This window comes from Plantibacter sp. CFBP 8775 (assembly GCF_014839505.1).
Taxonomy (GTDB): domain Bacteria; phylum Actinomycetota; class Actinomycetes; order Actinomycetales; family Microbacteriaceae; genus Plantibacter; species Plantibacter auratus.
Map to the genome: position 1 here is coordinate 2,047,270 of NZ_JACYNV010000001.1, position 24,645 is coordinate 2,071,914.

The window sequence follows — 24,645 nt, forward strand, 5'->3', positions numbered from 1 at the left end:
GAGCCCAGTAGAACCGAGCGGGTCAGGCCCGTCACAGCCGATGCAGAGCGGCCGTTCCAGTGGAGCGGCAAGCGGGGTGGTACCGCGTCGGCAACGCCGGCGTCCTCGCAGGACCCACGAGACCTGCCAGGAGAACGATGAGCTACCCGAAGTCCCAGGAACCGACCCCAACCGAGTCGGCGTCGAACGGCGCTGCGTTCGGCGTGACGCCGTCGCCCAGCTTCCCCTCGATCGAGGAGGGGGTGCTCGCCCGTTGGGCCACCGACGGCACCTTCCAGGCCTCCATCGACCAGCGCGAGGGCGCTCCGGAGTGGGTGTTCTACGACGGCCCGCCCTTCGCGAACGGCCTCCCGCACTACGGTCACCTCCTCACGGGCTACGCCAAGGACCTCTTCCCCCGGTTCCAGACGATGCGCGGCAAGCAGGTGCACCGCCGGTTCGGCTGGGACACCCACGGCCTCCCCGCCGAGCTCGAGGCGGAGCGCCAGCTCGGCATCACCGACAAGCGCCAGATCGACGAGATGGGGCTCGCCGCGTTCAACCAGGTCGCACGCGACTCCGTCCTCCGCTACACGGAGGAGTGGCAGGACTACGTGACGCGCCAGGCGCGTTGGGTCGACTTCGAGCACGACTACAAGACCCTCGACGTGACCTACATGGAGTCGGTCATCTGGGCCTTCAAGCAGCTCCACGACAAGGGCCTCGCCTACGAGGGCTACCGGGTGCTGCCCTACTGCTGGCGCGACCAGACGCCGCTCTCCAACCACGAGCTGCGGATGGACGACGACGTCTACCGCTCCCGCCAGGACCAGACCGTCACGGTCACCTTCCCGTTGGTCGGTCCGAAGGCCGAGAGCCTCGGGCTCACCGCCGTCCGCGCGCTCGCCTGGACGACCACGCCCTGGACCCTGCCGACGAACGCCGCGCTCGCCGTCGGGCCCGACATCGAATACGCGGTCGTCCCGGCCGGCCCGAACGGCACCCCCGACGCCACGGTGCTCCGCGAGGAGGGCTCCGCCCACGCCGACACCGAGGTCCTCGGCGGCGAGTACCTCATCGCCTCGGCGCTGCTCGGCAACTACGCGAAGGACCTCGGCTACGACTCCGCGGCCGAGGCGCAGGCCGCCGTCTCCCGGACGATCGTCGGGCGCGAGCTCGAAGGCGTCTCCTACGACCGCCTCTGGGACTACTACGCCGACGCCGAGTGGGGCATGGAGCAGGCCTGGCGCATCCTCGTCGCCGACTACGTGTCGACCGAGGACGGCACCGGCATCGTGCACCAGGCCCCCGCCTACGGTGAAGAGGACCAGAAGGTGTGCGAGGCCGCCGGTATCCCGGTGATCGTCTCCGTCGACGACGGCGGGAAGTTCCTCCCGGAGGTGTCCGACGTCGCAGGTCTCCAGGTCTTCGACGCCAACAAGCCGCTCACCCAGTTGTTGAAGGCACAGGGCCGCCTCCTGCGTCAGGCGAGCTACGAGCACTCCTACCCGCACTGCTGGCGCTGCAAGCAGCCGCTCATCTACAAGGCTGTGTCGAGCTGGTTCGTCCGCGTGCCCGAGTTCCGCGACCGCATGGAAGAGCTCAACCAGGAGATCACCTGGGTCCCGGAGAACGTCAAGGACGGACAGTTCGGCAAGTGGCTCGCGGGTGCGCGCGACTGGTCGATCAGCCGCAACCGGTACTGGGGCTCACCGATCCCGGTGTGGAAGAGCGACGACCCTGCCTACCCGCGCATCGACGTGTACGGATCGCTGGACGAGCTCGAGGCCGACTTCGGCGTGCGCCCGACCGATCTGCACCGCCCGTACATCGACGAGCTCACGCGGCCGAACCCCGACGACCCCACCGGCCGGTCGACGATGCGCCGCATCACCGACGTCCTCGACGTCTGGTTCGACTCCGGATCGATGCCGTTCGCCCAGGTGCACTACCCGTTCGAGAACCGCGAGTGGTTCGACTCGCACAGCCCCGCGGACTTCATCGTCGAGTACATCGGCCAGACGCGTGGGTGGTTCTACCTCCTGCACGTGCTGTCGACCGCGCTGTTCGACCGGCCGGCGTTCACGAGCGTCGTGAGCCACGGCATCGTCCTCGGCAGCGACGGCCAGAAGATGTCGAAGTCGCTGCGCAACTACCCGGACGTCAACGAGGTCTTCGACCGCGACGGCTCCGACGCCATGCGCTGGTTCCTCATGTCGAGCTCGGTGCTGCGCGGCGGCAACCTCGTCGTGACGGAGGAGGGCATCCGTGAGGGCGTCCGCCAGGTGATGCTGCCGTTGTGGAACACCTGGTACTTCTTCTCGCTGTACGCCAACACGGCGGTCCCTGGTGGCTACGACGCCGAGTGGCGCACGGACTCCACCGACGTCCTCGACCGCTACATCCTCGCCAAGACACGTGAGCTCGTCGTCACGGTGACCGACCACCTCGAGGCGTTCGACGCGACCCTCGCAGCGGCCTCGCTGCGGGACTTTGCGGACGTCCTGACCAACTGGTACGTGCGTCGTTCCCGCGACCGCTTCTGGTCGACCGACGGCGGCGTCTTCGACCGCGACGCCTTCGACACGCTCTACACCGTCCTCGAGACGTACTGCCGGGTCGCCGCTCCGCTCCTGCCGCTCATCACGGAGCAGATCTGGACCGGCCTGACGGGCGAGCGCAGTGTGCACCTCACCGACTGGCCGGAGCCCGAGGCGTTCCCGGAGGACGCGGCACTCGTCGAGGCGATGGACCGGGTCCGCGAGGTCTCGGGTGTCACCCTCGCCCTCCGCAAGCAGGCCGGTCTCCGTGTCCGGTTGCCGCTCGCATCGCTCACCGTGGTCACGCCCGACCCCGCGTCGCTCGCCCCGTTCGAGGCGATCCTCCGCGAGGAGCTCAACCTCAAGGCCGTCTCCTTCGCCGAGTTGACCGACACCAGCGGCACCGAGTTCGGCGTCACCTCGCGCCTCTCGATCAACGCCCGCGCGGCGGGCCCGCGCCTCGGCAAGACGGTGCAGCAGGCGATCAAGGGCGCTCGGAGCGGCGACTGGTCCGAGGTCGACGGCACGGTCACGGCCGGCGGCATCGAGCTCGTCGACGGCGAGTACGAGCTCGTCATGGAGGCGTCCTCGGGCGCCGCCGGTGGCGTTGCGCTCGCGCTCCTGCCTTCGGGTGGCTTCGCCCTGCTCGAGACCACGCTGACGCCCGAGCTCGAAGCGGAGGGACTCGCCCGAGACATCATCCGTGCCGTGCAGGACACCCGGAAGGCGGCGGACCTGCAGGTGAGCGACCGGATCCGGCTGCAGCTCCGATTCGAGGACGGCGCCGACGAACGCGCGGTGCGCAGTGCCCTCGACGTGGTCGACCTCGCCGGCGATACCCTGGCGACGTCCCTGACCTGGTCCGACGACGAGGCCCAGGCTGGAGCGTCGGGCTTCGCCCAGTCGTTCGCGGCCGGGAAGTTCGGCAACGCCGGAGCCTTCACCGTGACCGTCGCACGTGCAGAGGAGACCGCCGATGTCCGATGACCTGATCCCCGGAGACGAGTCGTCCGCGGCCGATGCCGCCGACGCCGTGTACCGCGAGCTTCTGGAACGGCTGGGGGAGGCGCAGCCGCAGCCGCGTCTCGGTGCCACCAAGCGGGCGCTCGAGCTCCTCGGCAACCCGGAGTCGTCCTTCGCGATCATCCAGATCGCCGGAACGAACGGCAAGACGAGCACGGCCCGCATGATCGAGAGCATCCTCCGCGCCCACGGGCTCCGCACCGGTCTCTTCACGAGCCCGCACCTCGTCCGGTTCACCGAGCGCATCGGGATCGACGGCGAGCGGATCTCGGACGAGGCCGTCGCCAGGAACTGGGACGACATCAAGCCGTATCTGGCGATGGTCGACGCCGAGCTGACGGAGGCGGGTGAGCCCGCGCTGACCTTCTTCGAGGCGCTCACCGTCCTGGGATTCGCCTGCTTCGGCGACGCCCCCGTCGACGTCGCCGTCGTCGAGGTGGGGATGGGCGGTGCCTGGGACTCGACGAACGCCGCCGATGCCGAGGTCGCCGTCTTCACGCCGATCGACCTCGACCACGTGCAGCGGCTCGGCAAGACGATCGCCGAGATCGCGCGCACCAAGGCCGGGATCATCAAGCCCGGTGCGCAGGTGGTCTCGGCCGCGCAGCACCCCGACGCGCGTCAGGCGATCGTCGACGCCGCCGCGGCGGTCGACGACCCGGCCGTGTTCGAAGGTGAGGAGTTCGCCCTCGTGCAGGACGCCGTGGCGGTGGGCGGACAGCTCATCACCGTCCGAGGGCGCGCCGGCACCTACCCGGAGCTGTACCTCCCGCTCTACGGGGACCACCAGGGACGGAACGCGACGCTCGCGATCGCCGCGGTCGAGGCGTTCCTCGGCGGAGCGACCCAGCCGATCGCGGAGGACGTCCTCGCGGAGGGCCTCACCGAGGTCGCCTCCCCGGGGCGTCTGCAGCTCATCGGCACCGAGCCGACCGTTCTCGTCGACGCTGCGCACAACCCGCACGGTGCTGCATCCCTGGTCGCCGCACTCGGCAGCTACTTCGACGTCGACGAGATCGCCTTCGTGGTCGGCATCCTCCAGGACAAGGACGCCGCCGGCATCCTGACGACCCTGGCGCCCGCCGCATCCGGCTTCTTCTTCACCCAGTCGGAGTCGGAGCGGGCGATCCCCGCCGAGGAGCTCTCGCGCCTCGCCGCGTCGCTCGACCTGCCGGCGTCGACCTTCGCCGACACGCTCGACGAGGCCGCTGAGGACGCACGGCGCTGGGCCGAGGAGGCGCCGCGCCGGCTGGTGGTGATCACCGGCTCGATCACCCTCGTGGGCGAGGCGATCGAGATCGCCGACGACCGGGAATGGAAGGCGACCGCATGAGCGGCATGGCACGGAGTCGGGCTCCACGGAGCATCAAGCAGACCCTCGGATCGATCATCCTCGGCTTCGAGATGATCGTCATGTTCCTCGGCGCGCTCGTCATCTTCGGGCTGAAGGCCCTCCCGGCCCCGGTCGCGTTGATCGGCGGAGCGGTGCTGTGTCTGATCATCGTCGCGACGATCCCGCTCCTGCGATTCCGCTGGGGGTATTGGCTGGGCTGGGCGGTGCAAGCCGCTATCGTGGCTACCGGCCTGCTCGTGCCGATGATGTTCCTCGTCGGCGGGATGGCCGCAGCCGTCTGGACCTATGCGATGGTCCAAGGCGACAAGATCGAGCGTCAGCAGGCGCTCTACCGAGAAGCGAAGGATTGACCGTGGCTGTTGAAGAAACCCTGGTACTCGTGAAGCCTGACGGCGTCGCACGCAACCTGACCGGCGAGATCCTCCGTCGGATCGAGGCGAAGGGCTATTCGCTCGTGGACCTGCGCATGGTCGAGCCGGACCGCGAGCTGCTGGCCGCCCACTACGCCGAGCACGAGGGCAAGCCGTTCTACGAGCCCCTCGTCGAGTTCATGCTGAGCGGTCCCGTCGTCGCGATCCGCGTCGCCGGCAACCGTGTCATCGAGGGCTTCCGCTCGCTCGCCGGCACGACCGACCCGACCACCGCCGCGCCCGGGACCATCCGCGGCGACTTCGGCCGCGACTGGGGCCTCAAGGTCCAGCAGAACCTCGTCCACGGCTCGGACAGCCCCGAGTCCGCCTCCCGCGAGCTCGCGCTCTGGTTCGCCTGACGCACCGACTCCGCACGACGAAGCCCGCCTCCGATTCCGGGGGCGGGCTTCGTCGTGCGCGTCCGGCGGCCGTTCGGGCCGCCACCGGCTACAGGTAGGACAGGACGTCGAGGCGGAGCTGGGCGATGACCGCCACCACGAGGTAGCACCCGAGCGTCACCACCACGATCCACGAGGACACGACCCCGGCGACGCGGCGGACGGCGGGGGACGCCGGGATGATGCCGTTCCGCAGGGTGAACGCGGTCACCGCGATGAACGAGGGGATCGTCACCGACCAGGTGACCATGCACCACGGGCACAGCGTGCCGAGGACGAAGATGCTCTGCGAGATCAGCCAGATGACGAATCCGAGCGCACCGAGGAACCCGATGTTGAACGCGATCCAGAACCACCGCGCGAACTGCGCACCGGCGAGGACCGCGACGCCGACGGCGATCGGGGCGATCCAGGCGGCGAGGCCGATGATCGGGTTCGGGAATCCGAGGATGGCACCCTGCCAGGAGTTCAGGTTGACCCCGCACTGCACGAGGATGCTCAGATTGCAGCCGAGCTGGGCGTTCGGATCCTGCAGGAGCTGGAACTTGTCGAGGGTGAGCGCGAACGCCGCGATCCACCCGATGACACCTGCGACGATGAGGAAGATGGCGAGGCCCCTGGGGCGCGCGTCGATGACCGGAGTTGACACGCCCTGATTCTCGCACGCCCGCCTGAACGGCGGCGGGACATGCCCGGGTGGTCCGTACTCAGGACCGTCGGCCCTGTTCGTGCGATAATCGTGGGGTGGTGCCCGAGCCGCGCTCGACCGCACGACACAACAGGCTTGTTGGGCAATGAGAGCCCAGGACCCGCCGGCACGTGCCGGCACGATCGTGAGAGCTCCGAGAGCCAGCGATCACACAGGATTTGCGAACGGCTGCACCCGCGGCCGCACGCACGAGACGAAGAACCGGAGGGTGGCGCGGCCACCGACCCGGCATAGGGGAGTACACCAGGAATGGTGAAAGAGCACACCGAGGATCCGGCCACGCCGGGGACCGAGCACGAACCGACCGACCAGCACCTCACGACGCCCGAGACGGCGGACGAGTCGACCAGCACCGAGACGGACGCCCAGGCGACCGGGCCCGACGAGCAGAAGACTGCTGCCGCACCGGTGCGTCCACCGACCACCATGCTGCTGTTCCAGGCGCCCGACCTGCCGCCGATCGTCCACCGCGACGACGAACCGCTCGAGGCGGAGCTCAGCTCGTCGAGGCGTCGCACGCGTCGTCGTGCCGGCGAGGACGGACCGGAGCAGGGCGAGCGGGGTGGCGACTCGCGCCCCGACACCCGCAACGTGGTCAAGGTCCGCACGCCGCGTGAGCCGGAACTCATCACCGAACCGCAGAAGGTGCGCGGCTCGACGAGGCTCGAGGCCAAGAAGCAGCGTCGCCGTGACGGACGCGACGCCGGTCGTCGTCGTCCGGTCGTCACCGAGGCCGAGTTCCTCGCCCGCCGCGAATCGGTCGACCGTGTCATGGTCGTCCGCTCCAAGAACGGCAAGACGCAGATCGGCGTGCTGGAGGACGGCGTGCTCGTGGAGCACTACGTCGCCAGGAGCCAGGAGGCGTCGCTCATCGGCAACGTCTACCTCGGCCGTGTGCAGAACGTCCTGCCCAGCATGGAGGCGGCGTTCGTCGACATCGGTCGCGGACGCAACGCGGTGCTCTACTCCGGCGAGGTCGACTGGGACTCCGTGGAGACGGGCAACCAGCCCCGCCGGATCGAGCTCGCGCTCAAGGGCGGCGACAAGGTCCTCGTCCAGGTCACGAAGGACCCGGTAGGACACAAGGGCGCGCGCCTGACGAGTCAGGTCTCGCTCCCCGGTCGGTACCTCGTCTACGTGCCGAACGGCTCGATGAACGGCATCTCGCGCAAGCTGCCCGACACGGAGCGCGCCCGCCTGAAGAAGATCCTCAAGGAGGTCCTCCCGGAGAACGTCGGCGTCATCGTCCGCACGGCCGCCGAGGGCGCGACCGAGGAACAGCTCACGCTCGACGTCACGCGGCTGAAGTCGCAGTGGTCGGAGATCTCCCGTCAGATCGAGACGGTCCAGTCACCGGCACTGCTGCACAGCGAGCCCGACCTGCTCATCAAGATCATCCGCGACGTCTTCAACGAGGACTTCCACAAGCTCGTCATCCAGGGCTCGGACGCGCTGCAGGACATCCAGAGCTACCTGCGCGGCGTCGCCCCCGACCTGCTCGAGCGTGTCGAGCCGTACGACGGCACGGGCGACTCCTTCGTCGACTACCGCATCGCCGAGCAGATCGAGAAGGCGCTCGACCGCAAGGTCTGGCTGCCGTCCGGCGGATCCCTCGTGATCGACCGCACCGAGGCCATGACGGTCGTCGACGTCAACACGGGGAAGTTCGTCGGTTCCGGCGGCAACCTCGAGGAGACGGTCACCAAGAACAACCTCGAGGCCGCCGAGGAGGTCGTGCGTCAGCTGCGACTGCGCGACATCGGCGGGATCATCGTCGTCGACTTCATCGACATGGTGCTCGAGTCGAACCGCGACCTCGTGCTGCGCCGCCTCGTGGAGTGCCTCAGCCGCGACCGCACGAAGCACCAGGTCGCCGAGGTCACCTCGCTCGGTCTCGTGCAGATGACGCGCAAGAAGCTCGGCCTCGGCCTGCTCGAGACGTTCAGCGAGCCCTGCGAAGTCTGCGCCGGACGCGGCGTGGTCGTGCACCACGACCCCGTCGTGAAGCACCGCCAGACGCCGCAGCCGGAGCAGCAGCGTCGGCGCGGCAAGGGCGGGTCCCAGGGCGGCCAGCCGTCCTCGAACGGCCAGGGCGCTCAGCAGAAGCCGGCCGGACAGACGCACGGGATCACCGACGACGCGAAGAACGCGCTCGCCTTGATCGCGGCGCGCACGCTGCATCACGAGGAGCTCGCCGCCGCCGAGGCCGTGGCCGACGCCGTCGTGGCCGAGGCGCAGCACACGCAGGCGCAGCACACCGAGGCGCAGGGTTCCGAGGAGTCGGTCGCGGACGAGTCCACGACGTCACCGGAGGATCAGTCCGGATCGCACGACGGTCGTCGGAGCCGGCGCGAGAAGCGCGAACCGCGTCGTCGTGGCGGTGACGGGTCCCGCCGAGGTGCTTCGGAGGAGCGCTCCACTGAGGCGCCGACCGAATCCGCGGCCCCGACGCTGGCCTTGCTCGACCTGCCGATCGCACCGGTCGCAGACAAGCCGCGTCGCGCAGCCGTCGCGGACCCCGAGCACCTGCTCGAGTCCGTGCTCGACGCGCTCCCCGAGCCGAAGCAGCCGGGCCAGGGTCGCGGCCGGAGCCGCCGGGTGTCGACCGCTTCACTCGCGGGCGGACAGGCCGTCGGCTCGGACGGCGCCCAGCGTCAGGCCGAATAGTCAGGTCGCATCAGGACGGCGCGTCTCCTCGGGAGGCGCGCCGTTCGCGTGCGGTGATGCGCAAGCCGCTGGCGATGAGTCGACGGACGAGTTCGCCGCCGGTCACCGCGACGGCGCCGGCCGCCACGAGCGAGGCATGGCGCTCGGCGGGGACGTCGTAGTGGTCGAGGTCGAACGATCGCGGCGGGAGCCCGGTGCGTCCGGCGAAGGCGTGCAGCTCCTCCAGGGAGCTGTCGCTCACCACGTGGGACCAGAGCGTGCCGTGCGCCGGCCACAGCGGGGGATCGATGAGCACCGTCATGCCTCCATCCAACCATCGGGCCCCTCGCGCGATTCCCGTCCGTGGCCGGACGCGCCGGGCACCCGGCCGGCGTTCAGGAGCCCCCGGGGTACACTGGTCGAGTGCGTCCGGTGTGGGAGCCGTGAGGAACAGCCTCGGTCACGAGGTTCTGTGCCCACTGGTTTGACCTGGACTGCACGATGAAGTAAACTCGACCGTTGGTGTGCATTGAGTTTTCAATGCCACGCCCAACGGTTTTCTGCCATCAAGGTGTCCCACGTGTTCGAGCCTTTCCGAGCAGTAACTTCCAGCAACAGTCAGTCGGAGCGTTTCGCTCCCCAAAGAACGGGTACGTAGTGGTTTACGCAGTTGTGCGCGCCGGAGGACGGCAGGAGAAGGTCGAGATCGGAACCATCGTCACGATGGACCGGGTCAAGGCCGACAAGGATGGCAACATCGAGCTTCCCGCGGTGCTCCACGTCGACGGTGAGAAGATCATCTCCGACGCGAAGTCGCTCGCGAAGATCACGGTGACGGCCGAGGTGCTCGAGAACCTCCGCGGTCCGAAGATCATCATCCAGAAGTTCAAGAACAAGACCGGGTACAAGAAGCGTCAGGGGCACCGTCAGGAGCTCACGCGCGTCAAGATCACCGGCATCAAGTAAGGCATCGAGGAGAAGAAGAGATGGCACACAAGAAGGGTGCGAGTTCCACTCGCAACGGTCGTGACTCCAACGCACAGCGTCTCGGTGTGAAGCGCTTCGGCGGCCAGGTCGTCCTCGCGGGCGAGATCCTCGTCCGTCAGCGCGGCACGCACTTCCACCCCGGCGCCAACGTCGGTCGTGGCGGCGACGACACGCTGTTCGCCCTCGAGGCCGGCTCCGTGCAGTTCGGCAACAAGGGTGGCCGCAAGGTCGTCAACATCGTCGCTGCTGCAGAGTAGCAACAACGTCTTTCCAGCAGGGGGCGGGCTTCGGCCCGCCCCCTGCTGTCGTACAACCGAGTTCCATGATCCAGAGAGGGGCTGAGCGTCCATGGTCACATTCGTCGACCGGGTCACACTGCACCTGCGAGCGGGCGGCGGCGGCAACGGCTGCGTCTCCGTGAAGCGCGAGAAGTTCAAGCCGCTGGCCGGCCCCGATGGCGGCAACGGCGGACACGGTGGTGACATCGTGCTCGTGTCCGATCCTCAGATCACGACGCTGCTCGGATACCACCGGTCACCGCACCGGAGCTCCGACACCGGCGGCTTCGGCATGGGCGACCACCGCAACGGGTTCCAGGGCGAGACGCTCATCCTGCCGGTCCCCGTCGGGACGGTCGTCAAGGACGTCGACGGCGTCGAACTCGTCGACTTCGTCGAGCCCGGCATGGAGTTCGTCGTCGCTCCCGGCGGCCAGGGCGGCCTCGGGAACGCGGCACTCTCGTCGACCAAGCGCAAGGCCCCAGGCTTCGCGCTGCTCGGCACGCCCGGCTGGGAAGGCGACGTCCTCCTCGAGCTGAAGACCGTCGCCGACGTCGCGCTCGTCGGGTACCCCTCCGCCGGCAAGTCCAGCCTCATCGCGGCGATGTCCGCGGCGAAACCCAAGATCGCGGACTACCCGTTCACCACCCTGCACCCGAACCTCGGCGTCGTCGAGGCCGGCGAGGTCCGCTACACCATGGCGGACGTCCCCGGACTCATCGAGGGCGCAAGTGAGGGCAAGGGCCTCGGTCTCGAGTTCCTGCGTCACGTCGAGCGCTGCTCCGCGCTCCTGCACGTGCTGGACTGCGCGACGCTCGAACCGGGACGCGACCCCATCAGCGACCTCGACATCATCCTGGCCGAGCTCGCCGCCTACCCGGTGCCGGAGGGGCAGACGCCGCTGGTCGAGCGTCCGCAGCTCATCGCGCTCAACAAGATCGACGTCCCGGAGGCGAGGGAGCTCGCGGAGTTCCTGCGTCCCGACCTCGAGGCGCGCGGCTACAAGGTCTTCGAGATCTCGACGGTCTCGCGCGAAGGCCTCCGACAGCTCTCGTTCGCGTTGAGCGAGCTCGTCGAGGAGAGCCGCGCCCGCGCAGCCCTCGAGGCCGCGAAGCCCCGGATCGTGCTGCGCCCGAAGCCCGTCGACGACTCCAAGTTCACCGTCACGGTCGAGGGTGGCACCTACGGCAACCTCTACCGCATCCTCGGCGCGAAGCCGGAACGCTGGGTGCAGCAGACGGACTTCAACAACGAGGAGGCCGTCGGGTTCCTCGCGGACCGACTGGCGAAGCTCGGCGTCGAAGAGGCGCTCTTCAAGGCCGGTGCCGTCGCCGGCGCGACCGTGATGATCGGTGCGGGTGGCGGTGTGGTCTTCGACTGGGAGCCCACACTGACGAGCACCGCGGAACTGCTGACGCAGCCGCGTGGAACGGACCCGCGTCTCGATGCGAGCCACCGCCCGACGCGCAACCAGCGTCGCGACGAGTACTTCGAGCGCATGGACGCCAAGGCCGAGGCCCGTGCCGAGCTGCTCCGCGAACGTGCGGCCGGTCTCTGGAACGACGACGAGGGCTTCGAGGTCGGCTCCGTGCCGGCCGACGCGCAGCAGGACGAGGGTGTCACGACGGAGGACGACGACCGGTGACCATCCACCAGCGCAGTGGCATCCCCTCGGCGCGACGCATCGTCGTGAAGGTCGGGTCCTCCTCGATCAGTGGCGACAACGCCGGGCAGATCACTGCGCTGGTCGAGGCTCTGGCCGAGGCGCACGCCCGAGGCACCGAGGTCATCCTCGTGTCCTCGGGCGCCATCGCGACCGGGATGCCCTACCTCCGCCTCGACGCCCGTCCGAGCGACCTGGCGACGCAGCAGGCGGCTGCCGCCGTCGGGCAGAACGTGCTGATCTACCGGTACCAGGACAGCCTCGACCGGTTCGGCATCGTCGCGGGCCAGGTGCTGCTCACCGCCGGCGACCTCGAGAACCCCAGTCACCGGAGCAATGCCCAGCGGGCGATGGAACGCCTCCTCGGGTTGCGCATCCTGCCGATCGTCAACGAGAACGACACCGTCGCGACACACGAGATCCGGTTCGGCGACAACGACCGCCTTGCCGCCCTCGTGTCGGTCCTCGTCGCGGCCGACGTCCTCGTCCTGCTGAGTGACGTCGACGCGCTGTACACCCGCCCTCCGCACGAAGCGGGTGCCGAGCGCATCGAGGAGGTCCCGTTCGGAGACACCCTCTCGGGCGTCACGTTCGGCGACATCGGCTCCGCGGGCGTCGGCACCGGGGGAGCGGGCACGAAGGTGTCGGCCGCCCGGTTGGCCGCCGAGGCGGGGACGTCCGTCCTCGTGACGTCGACCACGAACGTCGCGTCCGCCCTCCGCGGTGAGCACCTCGGCACCTGGTTCCAACCGGCGTGACGCGGAGAGCGTCCACCAGACGCCGCTGAGTAGAATCGACGCATGTCGTCGCCAACCACCACCGTGCTGCCACTCGCGGATCGTCTCACCGCTGCGAAGCGTGCCTCCCGGGTCCTCGCCCAGGCGACCACCGCGCAGAAGAACCGGGCCCTCGAGGCCATCGCCGTCGCGATCGTCGAGGGCGCGGATGCGGTCATCGCCGCCAACGAGCGCGACCTCGTCGCGGGACGCGAGCAGGGCATCAGTGTCGGCCTGCAAGACCGTCTCCGCCTCGACCGGGGCCGCATCGACGGGCTCGCGGTGGCGGTCCGCGACGTCATCGCGATCGTCGACCCGGTCGGCCAGGTGGTCCGCGGAAGCAACACTCCGGACGGGGTGAAGCTCGAGCAGGTACGCGTCCCGTTCGGCGTGGTCGGCGCGATCTACGAGGCGCGCCCGAACGTCACGGTCGACATCGCCGCCCTCGCGATCAAGAGCGGCAACGCCGTGGTGCTCCGCGGCGGGTCAGCGGCGGAACACTCGAACGCGGTCCTCGTGGGACTGCTGCGATCGGCGCTCGAGTCCGTCGGTCTTCCCGGGGACGCGGTACAGACCATCGACGAGTTCGGTCGCGACGGTGCGAAGCAGCTCATGAACGCCAGAGGCCTGATCGACGTCCTCATCCCGCGGGGGAGCGCGTCACTCATCGAGACGGTCGTCAGAGAGTCGACGGTCCCCGTGATCGAGACCGGCGCCGGCGTCGTCCACGTGTTCCTCGACGAGAGTGCCGAACTCGACTGGGCCGTCGACATCGTGCGTAACGCCAAGGTGCAGCGGCCATCGGTCTGCAACGCGCTCGAGACGATCCTCGTCCACCGCGCTGCGGCCGCGCGCCTGCTGCCCGCCGTGCTCGGCGACCTGCGCGAGCACGGGGTGCTCATCCACGCGGACGAACGTGCCGGCGAGGTCTTCGCCGACGTCGTGCCCGCCGTGGAGGAGGACTGGTCCACCGAGCACATGTCGCTCGAGCTCTCGGTGCGCGTGGTCGACGATCTCGACGCCGCGCTCGAGCACATCGATCGATACTCCACCGGACACACCGACGCGATCATCACGAACGACGTGGTGAACGCCGACCGGTTCCTCGCCGAGGTCGATTCGGCCGTCGTCATGGTCAACGCCTCGACCCGCTTCACCGACGGCGCCGAGTTCGGATTCGGCGCCGAGGTCGGGATCTCGACGCAGAAGCTCCATGCCCGCGGACCGATGGGGCTGCCGGAACTCACGAGTACGAAGTGGCTCGTGCGTGGTTCGGGCCACACCCGTCGGTAGTCGCTAGACTGGTACGGGCGTCACCAGGCGTCGCACAGAAGGAGAGATCATGTCGATTGCCGCGTCCGTCTTGGCCACCGCCGTACTGGCTGAATCGGAGCACGCCGTCGAACTCGCCGCACCGACCTGGGTGTTCGGCGCGGTCGCCCTCGTGCTGTTCGCCATCCTCGGCGCCGTGACCTTCAGCTACCGCGACGTCGCCAACCGTCATGCCGACAAGGGCGAGTCGGCCTCCGCTCACGGCGAGCACGGCCACTAAGCTGTCCGGCGTGAGCGCGCCCGTCACCGAGACGAAGACCCGTCGTCCTCGGATCGGGGTCATGGGCGGGACGTTCGACCCGATCCACCACGGGCACCTCGTCGCCGCCTCGGAGGTCGCGCAGCACTTCGATCTCGATGAGGTCGTCTTCGTCCCGACCGGCATGCCGTACCGGAAGTCGGGCGTGAGCGACAGCGAGCACCGCTACCTCATGACCGTGATCGCCACCGCAGCGAACCCCCGCTTCACCGTCAGCCGGGTCGACATCGATCGAGCCGGACCGACGTACACGATCGACACGCTCCGCGATCTGCGGCGGAAGCGTCCCGATGCCGAGCTGTTCTTCATCACGGGTGCCGACGCGATCGCCCAGATCCTCAGTTGGAAAGACGTCAGAGAGGTGTGGGACCTCGCTCACTTCGTCGCTGTGAGTAGACCGGGACACGATTTGAACGTTTCCGGATTACCACAGCACGACGTAAGCTTGTTGGAAGTTCCGGCCCTAGCGATATCGTCGACGGATTGCCGGAGCCGGGTGAGCAAAGGCTTTCCGGTCTGGTATCTGGTTCCCGACGGTGTCGTGCAGTACATCACCAAGCACCACCTGTATCGGAGTGAAGCCACATGACCGCGTTGCCAGAGGATGCGCCCCTGACCAGGCGACAGGCTCGAGCGAGCCAGCAGCCGTCGACGTCCGCTGACGAAGCGACGCCGGACGCCGCTGCACCACGGACACGACGCGCGTCGACATCCGAACCCGTCGCCGGGGGAGCGATCCCCGAGCAGACCACGTCGCGCGACGAGAGCGCTCCAGCGCCTGCGTCCACGTCACCCGCGCCGTCGACGAGCGCTCCGTCCTCCGGTGCACCTGCTCCGGCCCCGACCGGTGGACTCACGCGCCGTCAGTTGCGAGAACTCGAGCGCACCGGCTCGATCGAGCAGGTGGGCTCCCCGGCAGCGCCGGTCGCTCCTCCGGTCGAGCAGCCGGTCCCCTCGGTCGCCCTGCCGCCGCGGACGCCCGATCAGGTGGTCGCTCCGCCCCAGAAGCAGAACAAGGCGGCCCGTCAGCAGGCCGCGAAGCTCGCTCAGCAGGAAGCGGACGCCAAGGCTGCCGCTGCAGCTGAGCAGGAACGTCGCGAAGCCGAGGCCACCAAGCAGGCCGAGCAGCGCCAGGCCGCCGAGCGCAAGGCCGCCGAGCGCAAGGCCGAGGAAGAGCAGGCCGCAGAACGCGAGGCAGCCGAACGCAAGGCGGCTGAACGCAAGGCCGCTGAGCGGGCCGCCGCCGACCAGCGCACAGCCAAGGCCCGGTCCGCCGAGGCGCCGACGCCTCCCGCGACCCCCGCCGCCACGACACCGGTGGCCACTGGTTCACTCTTCGACGTCTCGGACCGCGACGACATCTCCGAGGACCCCGCGTCGACCCTGTCGAAGGGGTTCGGGCGCGACTCCATGCTCGTCGCGGCACTCGAAGCGGAGAAGGCTTCGCAGGCGGACAACGAGGTCGCGTTCGAAGACCTCCTCGGAAGCGGCATGACGAGCACGGGGCAGATCACCACGAGCTCGCTCATCATCCCCGTCGCTCCGGCGCAGGCCGAGGCGGGTGCCACATCCAACTCCACGGGCGAGATCCTCATCACCGGAACCATCGATCTGCCCCGCGGACTGGGTTCCGCCGGTCAAGACCCGAACCACTTCGACGGTGCAGGGATCGACCGGCTCATCGAGGGCGACGAGCTGCCGGCCTCGGTCACCGCAGCGTCCCCGGTCGCGGCCAGCCGCGCAGTCAGCAGCCACGGTTCCACGCGCGACGTCGTCCCGGCCACCACCAACCAGAGCAACAAGCTGCTGATGACGCTCGCGATCGCCGCCGCGGTACTCGCCGCCGGCGTGATCGCGGTGCTCATCATCGGTTTCTTCGGCGGAGCGTTCTAGCCCTGCCGGCATTCATCCGATCGCGCACCATGCGATCGCCAGAGGAGTACACCACATGACCCTGTCCGACACCACACTGGACGCCGTCCAGCTCGCAGCGACCGCAGCCGAGTCCAAGGGCGGCGAGGACCTCGTCGCGCTCGACGTCTCCGGTCCGTTGCCGTTCGTCGACGCTTTCCTCCTCGTCACCGGTCGGAGTGAGCGCAACGTCGTCGCCATCGCCGGCGAGGTCGAGGACCGCCTGAACGCGAGCGGCGTGAAGACGCTGCGACGCGAAGGCAAGTCCGAGGGGCGGTGGATCCTGCTCGACTTCGGCGAGGTCGTCGTCCACGTCTTCCACGAGGAGGAGCGGATGTACTACTCGCTGGAGCGTCTGTGGAAGGACTGCCCGGTGATTCCGCTGGTCTCGTCCGCACCGCAGCCCGCGAACTGACCATCCCGTCGGTGCCGAGCACCGAAAGTGGTCACAACCGCTCTCAAGATGTAGTAACCTATTCAAGTTGCTTCCGCTGAAACAGCAGGGGCAAGCAAGTTGAATACGGGTCTGTGGCGCAGCTGGTAGCGCACCTGCATGGCATGCAGGGGGTCAGGGGTTCGAGTCCCCTCAGATCCACCCGAACACCGAGAAGTCCCCGTCAGCCGAACAGCTGACGGGGACTTCTACGTTGGTCAGACCCTGGGTTTGGCGGGACCCTGAGGTCAGTTCACCTCGTCGGGGTGGCTGCCGACGCGCTTGCCCGAGTCGAGGGCGTCGATGGACGCGATCTCGTCGGCGGACAGCTCGAAGCCGAAGACGTCGAAGTTCTGCGCGATGCGCTCGCGCGAGTTCGACTTCGGGAAGACGATGAGCCCGTTCTGCAGGTGCCACCGGATCACGACCTGCGCCGGCGTGACGCCGTGCGCCTCGGCTGCAGCGGAGACGGCCTGCTCGCCGAAGAGGTCGTACTTGCCCTGACCGAGCGGGCCCCAGGACTCGATGTGGATGCCGTGCTCGGCACCGAAGGCGCGCAGCTCACGCTGGGCGAACGCCGGGTGGAGTTCGATTTGGTTGACCGCAGGGACCGTCTCGGAACCGGCGATCAGCTTCTCGAGGTGCTCGACCTGGTGGTTCGACACGCCGATCGAACGCGCCTTGCCGGCCGCCTTGATCTCCTCGAGGGCGAGCCATGCTTCGAGGTAGTCGTCCTTGGCCGGGGTCGGCCAGTGGGTCAGGTACAGGTCGACGTGGTCGAGCCCGAGCTTGTCGAGGCTCTCGTCGATGGCGGTGTGCGCGGACGCCTTCTGGTGGCGGTCGTTCCAGAGCTTCGTGGTGATGAAGAGTTCGTCGCGGGGGATGCCCGACTTCGCGATGGCGGCGCCGACGCCCTCCTCGTTCTTGTAGATGGCCGCAGTGTCGATGTGGCGGTAGCCGACCTCGAGCGCGTCCGAGACGATGCGCTCAGCCTCCTGCGGGTCGACGAGGAAGACGCCGAAGCCGAGCTGAGGGATGGTGTGGCCGTCGTTCAGGGTGATGGTGGGAACTGTCATGTCCTCATGCTGGCACCGGAACCGTCCGTCCGGAACGGGTCTTCGCCCTGCGCGTAACCGGTCGACACGCATGGGAATACCAGCGGCGACATGACGCTTGTGTTTCGAGAGGGCAGGCGTCTGCCCGCACGACGGCCGAGGCCTGAGAAGGATGACACCGCTATGACGACTGAAACCGTGCCGAATCCGACCGGTTCCGTCCCGACGACCGGGAAGCCCTCGGACGACCGCCTTCCACCCGGGTCCAAGCTCCTGATCGGGCTGCTCCTCGTGTCGGCGTTCGTCGTCATCCTCAACGAGACGATCATGAGTGTCGCCCTGCCGCGGCTCATGGAGGACCTCGACATCACGGCGAGTTCCGCGCAGTGGCTGACCACCGGCTTCATGCTCACCATGGCCGTCGTGATCCCCGCGACCGGGTTCCTCCTGGAGCGGTTCTCCCTCCGGACGATGTTCATCACCGCGATGGTGCTGTTCAGCCTCGGTACGCTCATCGCCGCGCTGTCCCCGGGATTCGGCACCCTCCTGCTCGGTCGGGTCGTCCAGGCCAGCGGTACCGCCATCATGATGCCGCTGCTCATGACGACCGTGCTCAACGTCGTGCCGGTGTCGGCGCGCGGCCGGACGATGGGTGCGATCTCGATCGTCATCTCGGTCGCGCCGGCCGTCGGGCCGACCGTCTCCGGGCTCATCTTGAGCGTGCTCGACTGGCGCTGGATGTTCTGGATCGTCCTCCCCATCGCCGTCGCCTCGCTGGTCCTCGGCGCCATCCTCGTGCGGAACGTGACAGAGCCGCGTCGGGTCCGCTTCGACGTGCTGTCGCTCGTCCTCTCCGCCTTCGCGTTCGGTGGCCTCATCTTCGGGCTCAGCAGCATCGGCGAGTCCGCCGAGGGACACGCGCTCATGCCCGTCTGGATCCCGCTCGCGGTCGGTGTCCTCGCCCTGCTCGGCTTCGTCCTCCGCCAGCGCGCTCTCGCACGCGACGACCGGGCGTTCATGGACCTCCGCACCTTCGCGAACCGCTCGTTCTCCGTCTCGATCATCCTGGTCGCGATCGTCATGATGGCATTGTTCGGCTCCCTGATCATCCTGCCGATCTACCTGCAGACCGTGCTTCAGGTCGACACCCTGACCACCGGCCTCATGCTGCTGCCGGGCGGCCTGACGATGGCCGCTCTCGCGCCGCTGGTCGGGTCGCTGTTCGACCGGTTCGGTCCGCGTCCACTCGTGATCCCCGGGGCCTTCGCCGTGAGTGCTGCGCTCTGGCTGCTGACGATGCTCGGCGTCGACAGCGCCATCGTCATGATCATCGCCGTGCACGTGCTGCTGAGCGCCGGCCTCGCGTTCATGTTCACACCGCTCCTGACCTCGGCGCTCGGTTCGCTGCGGCCCGAGCTCTACCCGCACGGCAGCGCCATCGTCGGCACGGTCCAGCAACTGGCCGGAGCAGCGGGGACGGCGTTGTTCATCACGATGATGTCGACCACGGCAGCGGCTCGTGCGGCGGCCGGGAGTTCCGCGGTCGACGCGACGGCAGCCGGCGTGCAGGCTGCGTTCATGTGCGGCGCCGTGCTCTCGCTGCTCGCGATCGGTGCGTCGTTCCTCATCCGGCGAACGGACCAGGCTTCGGCGGGCGTGCACGTCGGTCACTGAAGCGCAGGACCTCGGACGGCGTCAGCGCAGCCAGCGCATCGTGTAGGCGTCGGCGAGGATCGGCATCGCGGGACCGTTGAGCGCGGTTCGCAGCGCGAGGTCCCGGATCCCGACGAGCGGGCCCGGCAACGGACGTCCCAAGCGCATGTTGAGCTCCGCCTGCCATGAGGCCCGACGGATCGCGCGCTGTTGGCGGGAGACGGCCGCGGCCACGTCGTGCTGTGTCGAGAGATGTCCGGTGGTCATGCGGGCGATCAGTGGCGCGAAGACCCGCGCGTCGGACCAGCCCAGGTTCATGCCCTGCCCGCCGATCGGGCTGATCTCGTGGGCGGCGTCGCCCAGATAGACGACCCGACCGTCGACGACGCGCTTCCGTCGTCGACGAAGCACGCCGAACGCGCTGAGCATGGTGTTCGTCGCCGGATCCACGTCGTCGCCGGTGCGGTCGGCGACGAGGGACGCGAGGTCGGACGCGGTGGGTTCCGGGCGGGCGGCGTCCTGATCGACCGAGTACCCGGTGTGCACGACGTATCGTCGCATGCCATGGGGGAGCGGGAAGGACTCGACGACCCCTCGGTGGTGCAGGTGCACCCTGGCGATGGAACCTGCCCCACTCCGATCCGCGACGTCGCCCATGAGGTACCGGTCCCGATACCGGTGCACGGGGCCTGGAGCCTGCATCCCGTCGACGGTGGCGCGTCCTCCTGCTGCGACGACCACGACGGCTGCGCGGGTGCTTACCGTTCCATCGGCGTCACTGCCGGACACGAGGACGCCGTCCTCGGCCGGCGTCAACCGCGTACAGCTCGTCCCCGTCCGGAGCGATCCCGGCGCGACGGCTTCGAATCGAGCACGGAGGATCCGTTCGGTCCGCCATTGCTCGAGCGCGGCGACGTAGGGGTGCGGGACGGGCCGATCACGGAACACGACCGCCCCGAGGCGTCGTCCGGCGTTCCAGGCTTCGCCCTGGTCGATCCGGACCGCGTCGCGGCGGATCTCGTCGAGGAGACCGAGATGCTCGAACAGGTCGAGCGACGGCGGGTGGATCCCGATCGCCCGGGTGCCGGAGGGGGAGTCCGACCGTCGTTCCCAGACGGTCACGTCGACGCCGGCCTGAGCGAGGAGGATCGCGGACGCGAGGCCGACCGGTCCGCCACCGATGACGAGCACCTCGGTCATCGGTGGCCGTCCGCTTCCGACGAGACGGTCTGCGAGAGCAGGAGTCGCATGGGGAAGCTTCGCTCGACGATCCAGTCGTTGGGCACCACGCGCTGCAGCTCCTCCTGGCGATAGCTGCGACGGATCGATCGGAGCCCGTCGACGTGGAGGAAGGAGCGCCTTCGCCCTGCACGGGTGGCGACTCCGTAGACCGCGTACGCGAGTCGGTTGCGCTCGAGGTCGCTGTGCAGGACGAGTCGTCGGGCGATCCGCGAGCTGTCGGCGAGCAGGCTCGACAGGCCCGCGGGATCGAGGTGGTGGAGCACGTGGTTGGACAGGACGATGTCGGCCTCCTCGCCGGCGGCGACGAGGTCGCTGCTGTGCGCCGGACGGAAGGCGACGGGGCCATCGGGGTATCGGCGACGGGCGAAGGCCACGGACCGCTCGTCGGGATCGATCCCCACCACCTGCACGGGGAGGTGGTCGGCCCTCGCCCAGCCGGCGATGGCCACGGCGACATCGCCACCACCGAAGCCGACGTCGAGGATCGTCGTGGTCCGGGACGGGTGGAGGAGTGGACGGATGCGCGACCGGTACAGGCCACGCCAGCCCGAGACGAGCCGGTTCACCGTCGCGAACCTGGCGTAGGTGGCGTCCAGCAGTGCGGGATCGCAGTCGGGGTCGTCCATCAGTTCGAGGAGATCCGTCGCACGGCGGCCGAGGTCGGGCAGCATCAGGCTCGGCCGGCCCGGAGCCGGAGCAGCGCGCTCTCGATCGTCAGTCCCGGACCGAAGGCGAGGGCGCACACCCGTTCATCGGCGTCGGCCGGCGCGCCTTCGAGCAGGCGCTGGAGGATGAAGAGCACGGTCGCGCTCGACATGTTGCCGTACTCGCGGAGCACCGTGCGTGACGGAGCCAGCAGTTCGTCGTCGAGCCCGAATCCGCGCTGGACCCGATCGAGGATGCTCCGGCCACCGGGATGGATCGCCCAGCGATCGATCGATGAGACCGGGGCGTCGTCGGCTGCGGCGAGGAGTGGGCGGAGGGCGATCTCGAGGTGCTCGCCGATCAGCTTGGGCACCGCGCCGCTCAGGACCATCTCGAACCCGTGATCGCCGATCGTCCAGGCCATCTCCGTCTCGCCGTCCGGCACGAGCGCGGTGGACCAGCCGTCGAACTCGAGCACGGGCGCGGAGGATCCGGTGTCCCGACCGGTCACGACGGCGGCCGCAGCACCGTCGGCGAACACCGAGGAACCGAGGATCACGTCGGGGTCGTCGGAGGAACGGAGGTGGATGGAGCAGAGCTCGATGCAGACCACGAGGAGGACGGCGTCGGGGTCTGCTGTGCAGAACGCCTGTGCTGCGCGAAGGGCGGGGAACGCGGCGAAACACCCCTGGAACCCGAGGTGGTAGCGCTCCGTACCGGGATCGAGACCAAGGTCGCGCACGAGGAGGTACTCCGGCCCGGGCGCGAAGAACCCGGTGCAGGAGGCGGTCACGACGTGGGTGACGTCCGCTGCCGACAGACCGGGGGCTGCATCGAGTGCCCGCCGCGCGGCCTCCAGGAGCAGCGGGGGAGCGTGCTCGATGTAGGCGTCGTTCCGCACGCCGGTGGGCGGGGAGAGCACCTGCCGCTGCTCCGCGTCGTAGAAGGCGGCCGTGGTCGTCTCGACCTCGTGGTCGAAGGCGTCGATGACGGTGTGCCTGGTGTCGATCGCGGACGCGTCGAACGCGGCGCCGATGAGACGTTGGGCGAGACGGCTCCGCCCGGGTTGGTCGCGGAACACATCCCTGATCTCGTCTTGATGAAGGATGGTCTGAGGAACGGCCACGCCGATCGCCCTCACGGAGACGGTCATGCTGCAGTGTAGCGCCGTCACCCGGGTGTCACCCTAAGCTAAGGCGGTGTTCTCCATGGCCCGCCGTCTGTTCGCGTCCTCGCATCCCGGGCCGACCGTCGCGGTGACCGTGCTCGCCGTCGTTCTCGGATCGGCCGTCGGCCTGCCACCCCTCCGGACGGCCCTGCTCGCCGTGGTGGTGTTCGTCGGACAACTCTCGATCGGCTGGTCCAACGACTGGCTCGACGCCAGACGCGATCGTCGCTCGGGACGACAGGACAAACCGGTCGCACGCGGCGACCTCAGCGTTTCGGCAGTCCGGGCGGCGGCGCTGCTGGCCGGTGCGGCGAGCATTCCGCTCTCGGCATCCCTCGGCTGGGCGTCGGCGGCCTCGCACCTGCTCTTCCTGGTCTGCGGGTGGGCCTACAACCTGGGCCTCAAGTCGACGGCCTGGTCGGTCGTCCCGTTCATCGTGGGGTTCGGCGCACTGCCCGCCGTGGTCACCTTCGCGGCTGTCCCGCCGATCGTGCCGGCCGCGTGGACGCTCGCCGTCGGTGGGCTGTTCGGTGTGGCGATCCACTTCACGAACGCCCTACCGGATCTCGAGGACGACCTGCAGACCGGCGTCCGCGGTCTGCCGCACCGGCTCGGCGCGAGGGCCGCCGGTCGGACGGCCTTCGTCGCCCTCGGCGTCTCCGGCGTGGTCGCCGTCCTCGGACAGAGCGGGGTCTTCGTCGGCAGGCCGACCGCACCGCCGGTCGTCGGGGTGCTTGGCGCGGTCGGCGTCCTCGCGCTCGTCGTGTGGGGGCTCGTGCTCGTCGGAACCCGCGCGCCGGATCGGCTGCTCTTCCGACTCATCATCGGGGCCGCACTGCTCGTGACCGTGGTGCTGGCGGTGGCCGGGACGAACCTCGGTGTCGCCGACGTCGGGTGAGACGGGGCGTCAGTACCAGTTGGTCGCTTCGGAGTGCGCCCATGCGCCGCAGGGGGAGCCGTAGCGGCTGTCGATGTAGTTCAGGCCCCAGTTGATCTGCGTCGCTGCGTTGGTCCGCCAGTCGTCGCCGGAGCTCGCCATCTTGCTCCCCGGCAGGGACTGCGGGATGCCGTAGGCGCCGCTGGACTCGTTGTAGGCGTTGACGCGCCAGCTCGACTCCCGGGTCCAGAGCTGCAGCAGGCACTGGAACTCTCCGCTACCCCAGCCGTAGGCGCCGATCGCGGACTGTGCGTACGCCTTCGCTCCGGCCGGGTCGGCCGCGAGGTCCGGCGGCGGAGCGCTCGTGGAGCCCTCGCCACCGGTCGCCTCGTTGCGTCGCTGCTCTTCTGCGGCGATCGCCTCCTGGCTCTGCGCGTAGGCCTGTTCGACCGCCGCGGTGGTGTTCTTGAGGACGGCGAGCTGCTGGTACAACCGGTCGCGGTTGGCCTGCTGCTCGGCGACCGCCGCATCGGCGGCGTCGCTCGCGGACTGCGCCGTCTCGTAGCTGGCATCAGCCGCCTCCGAGAGTCGCTGACGTTCGGTTTCGGCCGCCGTCGCCTGCTCAGCGAGCGCGGTCGCCGTGTTGCTCGCGGCGGTCGCGGACGCGAGGTCCTGAGCCGAGGTCTCGCTCAGCTTGCTGATCGCGCTGAGCTTGGACAGGAGGTCGTCGTCGGCTGCACCGGAGAGGACGAGGGAGAGCGTCGGATCGACGCCGCCGGTGCGCGTCATCTGGGCGATGACCGCTCCGGCCTGACGCTTGCTCGATGCCGCTGCCGATGCCGCGGCGGTCGCCTGCGCACTGATCGTGTCCGCGACGGCGGCCTGCGCGTCGAACGCCGCCTTGGCCTCACCGGCCGCCGCACCCTGGCGGACGGCTTCGTCGCCGAGCCGGGCGGATTCGTCGCGCAGTCCGTCGAGGAGGGACACGATCCGGTCGGCTTCGGCCTGAGCGGTCGATTCGTTCGCCTTGGCCGCCTGGACGTCGTCCCAGCTCGGGTAGTCGGCGGTCCGGAACGAGGTGGGGGTCACGGCGGCCGCCGGGCTTGCGACCGACACCGCGATGACGAGCGCGGCTCCGAGGGCGGCGGCTCGCGAGACGCCCCTCGAGCGGGGCGAGAGGGTTGTCAGCGGCTTGCGCATGCGTCCATCCTGGCGGTCACCCACGCAAGTGTAGCCGCCGATGTCACATTCGTCACTCCTGCCACACCGGGAGCGACGCCCAGCCTGCGTGGAAGATCCGAGCCTAG

Annotated in this window: 23 protein-coding genes and 1 tRNA gene; 17 read left to right on the forward strand and 7 right to left on the reverse strand. The window is 69.1% G+C overall.

Going from position 1 to position 24,645, the window contains the following annotated elements:
* Nucleotides 1–137 precede the first annotated feature (137 nt).
* From ileS to ndk, 4 genes are read left to right on the forward strand one after another with little or no spacing between them, the layout of a single operon-like run.
* Nucleotides 138–3,506 carry an isoleucine--tRNA ligase gene (gene ileS, locus IFR14_RS09725; RefSeq protein ID WP_191940923.1) on the forward strand — a complete coding sequence of 1,123 codons (3,369 nt, stop codon included), beginning with the start codon at nucleotides 138–140 and terminating at the stop codon, nucleotides 3,504–3,506.
* On the forward strand, nucleotides 3,496–4,875 hold the full coding sequence (locus IFR14_RS09730; RefSeq protein WP_191940924.1) for a bifunctional folylpolyglutamate synthase/dihydrofolate synthase: 1,380 nt from the start codon (nucleotides 3,496–3,498) through the stop codon (nucleotides 4,873–4,875). Before ileS ends, IFR14_RS09730 begins: the two co-directional genes overlap by 11 nt.
* Nucleotides 4,872–5,246 carry a DUF4233 domain-containing protein gene (locus tag IFR14_RS09735; RefSeq protein ID WP_064295611.1) on the forward strand — a complete coding sequence of 125 codons (375 nt, stop codon included), beginning with the start codon at nucleotides 4,872–4,874 and terminating at the stop codon, nucleotides 5,244–5,246. Before IFR14_RS09730 ends, IFR14_RS09735 begins: the two co-directional genes overlap by 4 nt.
* 2 nt (nucleotides 5,247–5,248) lie before the next feature.
* A complete protein-coding gene (gene ndk, locus IFR14_RS09740) occupies nucleotides 5,249–5,665 on the forward strand; it encodes a nucleoside-diphosphate kinase (protein WP_064295600.1) in 417 nt (138 codons plus the stop codon).
* A gap of 88 nt (nucleotides 5,666–5,753) precedes the next feature.
* On the opposite strand, the gene IFR14_RS09745 is transcribed toward ndk, so the two are convergent.
* Nucleotides 5,754–6,353: a vitamin K epoxide reductase family protein gene (locus IFR14_RS09745; RefSeq protein WP_064295599.1), complete on the reverse strand. Its 600-nt coding sequence runs from the start codon at nucleotides 6,351–6,353 to the stop codon at nucleotides 5,754–5,756.
* A 309-nt stretch (nucleotides 6,354–6,662) separates the two neighbouring features.
* On the opposite strand from IFR14_RS09745, the gene IFR14_RS09750 reads away from it, so the two are divergent.
* Nucleotides 6,663–9,080 carry an Rne/Rng family ribonuclease gene (locus IFR14_RS09750; RefSeq protein WP_191940925.1) on the forward strand — a complete coding sequence of 806 codons (2,418 nt, stop codon included), beginning with the start codon at nucleotides 6,663–6,665 and terminating at the stop codon, nucleotides 9,078–9,080.
* Between the two features lie 10 nt (nucleotides 9,081–9,090).
* Here the strand turns inward: IFR14_RS09750 and IFR14_RS09755 are convergent, their stop codons facing one another.
* The gene (locus IFR14_RS09755; RefSeq protein WP_064295598.1) at nucleotides 9,091–9,381 is read right to left on the reverse strand and encodes a DUF4031 domain-containing protein; all 291 of its coding nucleotides are present in this window, start codon (nucleotides 9,379–9,381) and stop codon (nucleotides 9,091–9,093) included.
* A gap of 335 nt (nucleotides 9,382–9,716) precedes the next feature.
* On the opposite strand from IFR14_RS09755, the gene rplU reads away from it, so the two are divergent.
* From rplU to IFR14_RS09805, 10 genes are all read left to right on the forward strand, one after another.
* Nucleotides 9,717–10,025 (forward strand): 50S ribosomal protein L21, encoded by a 309-nt coding sequence (gene rplU / locus IFR14_RS09760; protein ID WP_079002324.1) that lies wholly within the window; start codon nucleotides 9,717–9,719, stop codon nucleotides 10,023–10,025.
* 20 nt (nucleotides 10,026–10,045) lie between these two features.
* Entirely contained in the window at nucleotides 10,046–10,303 is a 258-nt protein-coding gene (rpmA, locus tag IFR14_RS09765; protein ID WP_056006626.1) for a 50S ribosomal protein L27, read from the forward strand.
* 91 nt (nucleotides 10,304–10,394) lie between these two features.
* A complete protein-coding gene (gene obgE / locus IFR14_RS09770) occupies nucleotides 10,395–11,969 on the forward strand; it encodes a GTPase ObgE (RefSeq protein ID WP_079705726.1) in 1,575 nt (524 codons plus the stop codon).
* Nucleotides 11,966–12,745, forward strand: coding sequence for a glutamate 5-kinase (gene proB, locus IFR14_RS09775; RefSeq protein WP_079002325.1), 780 nt, complete (start codon nucleotides 11,966–11,968; stop codon nucleotides 12,743–12,745). The genes obgE and proB overlap by 4 nt, the downstream gene beginning before the upstream one ends.
* A gap of 42 nt (nucleotides 12,746–12,787) precedes the next feature.
* Nucleotides 12,788–14,056, forward strand: a complete 1,269-nt coding sequence (locus IFR14_RS09780; RefSeq protein ID WP_137241821.1) for a glutamate-5-semialdehyde dehydrogenase — start codon at nucleotides 12,788–12,790, stop codon at nucleotides 14,054–14,056.
* Between the two features lie 49 nt (nucleotides 14,057–14,105).
* Nucleotides 14,106–14,315: a hypothetical protein gene (locus IFR14_RS09785; protein WP_064295593.1), complete on the forward strand. Its 210-nt coding sequence runs from the start codon at nucleotides 14,106–14,108 to the stop codon at nucleotides 14,313–14,315.
* Complete coding sequence (gene nadD, locus IFR14_RS09790) at nucleotides 14,266–14,943, forward strand: nicotinate-nucleotide adenylyltransferase (protein WP_137241820.1); 678 nt, start codon at nucleotides 14,266–14,268, stop codon at nucleotides 14,941–14,943. The genes IFR14_RS09785 and nadD overlap by 50 nt, the downstream gene beginning before the upstream one ends.
* On the forward strand, nucleotides 14,940–16,247 hold the full coding sequence (locus IFR14_RS09795; RefSeq protein WP_191940926.1) for a hypothetical protein: 1,308 nt from the start codon (nucleotides 14,940–14,942) through the stop codon (nucleotides 16,245–16,247). The genes nadD and IFR14_RS09795 overlap by 4 nt, the downstream gene beginning before the upstream one ends.
* A 55-nt stretch (nucleotides 16,248–16,302) precedes the next feature.
* The gene (gene rsfS / locus IFR14_RS09800; RefSeq protein WP_079002329.1) at nucleotides 16,303–16,680 is read left to right on the forward strand and encodes a ribosome silencing factor; all 378 of its coding nucleotides are present in this window, start codon (nucleotides 16,303–16,305) and stop codon (nucleotides 16,678–16,680) included.
* Between the two features lie 107 nt (nucleotides 16,681–16,787).
* Nucleotides 16,788–16,860, forward strand: a tRNA-Ala gene (locus tag IFR14_RS09805).
* An 86-nt stretch (nucleotides 16,861–16,946) separates the two neighbouring features.
* Here the strand turns inward: IFR14_RS09805 and IFR14_RS09810 are convergent.
* Nucleotides 16,947–17,774 (reverse strand): aldo/keto reductase, encoded by an 828-nt coding sequence (locus IFR14_RS09810; RefSeq protein WP_137241817.1) that lies wholly within the window; start codon nucleotides 17,772–17,774, stop codon nucleotides 16,947–16,949.
* Between the two features lie 162 nt (nucleotides 17,775–17,936).
* Between IFR14_RS09810 and IFR14_RS09815 the strand changes: the two genes are divergently transcribed.
* Nucleotides 17,937–19,427, forward strand: coding sequence for a DHA2 family efflux MFS transporter permease subunit (locus IFR14_RS09815; RefSeq protein WP_191940927.1), 1,491 nt, complete (start codon nucleotides 17,937–17,939; stop codon nucleotides 19,425–19,427).
* A gap of 21 nt (nucleotides 19,428–19,448) precedes the next feature.
* On the opposite strand, the gene IFR14_RS09820 is transcribed toward IFR14_RS09815, so the two are convergent.
* From IFR14_RS09820 to IFR14_RS09830, 3 genes are read right to left on the reverse strand one after another with little or no spacing between them, the layout of a single operon-like run.
* Nucleotides 19,449–20,606, reverse strand: a complete 1,158-nt coding sequence (locus tag IFR14_RS09820; protein ID WP_191940928.1) for an FAD-dependent oxidoreductase — start codon at nucleotides 20,604–20,606, stop codon at nucleotides 19,449–19,451.
* Entirely contained in the window at nucleotides 20,603–21,274 is a 672-nt protein-coding gene (locus tag IFR14_RS09825; protein ID WP_249406905.1) for a methyltransferase domain-containing protein, read from the reverse strand. The genes IFR14_RS09820 and IFR14_RS09825 overlap by 4 nt, the downstream gene beginning before the upstream one ends.
* Before the next feature lie 44 nt (nucleotides 21,275–21,318).
* Nucleotides 21,319–22,446 carry a type III polyketide synthase gene (locus tag IFR14_RS09830; protein ID WP_191940930.1) on the reverse strand — a complete coding sequence of 376 codons (1,128 nt, stop codon included), beginning with the start codon at nucleotides 22,444–22,446 and terminating at the stop codon, nucleotides 21,319–21,321.
* Between the two features lie 55 nt (nucleotides 22,447–22,501).
* Between IFR14_RS09830 and IFR14_RS09835 the strand changes: the two genes are divergently transcribed.
* The gene (locus tag IFR14_RS09835; protein ID WP_191940931.1) at nucleotides 22,502–23,359 is read left to right on the forward strand and encodes a UbiA family prenyltransferase; all 858 of its coding nucleotides are present in this window, start codon (nucleotides 22,502–22,504) and stop codon (nucleotides 23,357–23,359) included.
* Nucleotides 23,360–23,368: 9 nt separating this feature from the next.
* Here IFR14_RS09835 and IFR14_RS09840 read toward each other — a convergent pair whose 3' ends face one another.
* On the reverse strand, nucleotides 23,369–24,538 hold the full coding sequence (locus IFR14_RS09840) for an aggregation-promoting factor C-terminal-like domain-containing protein (RefSeq protein ID WP_191940932.1): 1,170 nt from the start codon (nucleotides 24,536–24,538) through the stop codon (nucleotides 23,369–23,371).
* Between the last annotated feature and the right edge of the window lie 107 nt (nucleotides 24,539–24,645).

Coding starts and splice junctions, on each gene's coding strand:
- IFR14_RS09795 (WP_191940926.1), top strand. CDS start 14,940: ATGACCGCGTTGCCAGAGGATGCGCCCCTGACCAGGCGACAGGCTCGA.
- IFR14_RS09780 (WP_137241821.1), top strand. CDS start 12,788: ATGTCGTCGCCAACCACCACCGTGCTGCCACTCGCGGATCGTCTCACC.
- ileS (WP_191940923.1), top strand. CDS start 138: ATGAGCTACCCGAAGTCCCAGGAACCGACCCCAACCGAGTCGGCGTCG.
- IFR14_RS09840 (WP_191940932.1), bottom strand. CDS start 24,538: ATGCGCAAGCCGCTGACAACCCTCTCGCCCCGCTCGAGGGGCGTCTCG.
- rsfS (WP_079002329.1), top strand. CDS start 16,303: ATGACCCTGTCCGACACCACACTGGACGCCGTCCAGCTCGCAGCGACC.
- rpmA (WP_056006626.1), top strand. CDS start 10,046: ATGGCACACAAGAAGGGTGCGAGTTCCACTCGCAACGGTCGTGACTCC.
- IFR14_RS09750 (WP_191940925.1), top strand. CDS start 6,663: ATGGTGAAAGAGCACACCGAGGATCCGGCCACGCCGGGGACCGAGCAC.
- nadD (WP_137241820.1), top strand. CDS start 14,266: ATGCCGACAAGGGCGAGTCGGCCTCCGCTCACGGCGAGCACGGCCACT.
- obgE (WP_079705726.1), top strand. CDS start 10,395: ATGGTCACATTCGTCGACCGGGTCACACTGCACCTGCGAGCGGGCGGC.
- IFR14_RS09730 (WP_191940924.1), top strand. CDS start 3,496: ATGTCCGATGACCTGATCCCCGGAGACGAGTCGTCCGCGGCCGATGCC.
- IFR14_RS09785 (WP_064295593.1), top strand. CDS start 14,106: ATGTCGATTGCCGCGTCCGTCTTGGCCACCGCCGTACTGGCTGAATCG.
- IFR14_RS09820 (WP_191940928.1), bottom strand. CDS start 20,606: ATGACCGAGGTGCTCGTCATCGGTGGCGGACCGGTCGGCCTCGCGTCC.
- IFR14_RS09810 (WP_137241817.1), bottom strand. CDS start 17,774: ATGACAGTTCCCACCATCACCCTGAACGACGGCCACACCATCCCTCAG.
- IFR14_RS09830 (WP_191940930.1), bottom strand. CDS start 22,446: ATGACCGTCTCCGTGAGGGCGATCGGCGTGGCCGTTCCTCAGACCATC.
- IFR14_RS09815 (WP_191940927.1), top strand. CDS start 17,937: ATGACGACTGAAACCGTGCCGAATCCGACCGGTTCCGTCCCGACGACC.
- IFR14_RS09755 (WP_064295598.1), bottom strand. CDS start 9,381: ATGACGGTGCTCATCGATCCCCCGCTGTGGCCGGCGCACGGCACGCTC.
- IFR14_RS09735 (WP_064295611.1), top strand. CDS start 4,872: ATGAGCGGCATGGCACGGAGTCGGGCTCCACGGAGCATCAAGCAGACC.
- IFR14_RS09835 (WP_191940931.1), top strand. CDS start 22,502: ATGGCCCGCCGTCTGTTCGCGTCCTCGCATCCCGGGCCGACCGTCGCG.
- IFR14_RS09825 (WP_249406905.1), bottom strand. CDS start 21,274: ATGGACGACCCCGACTGCGATCCCGCACTGCTGGACGCCACCTACGCC.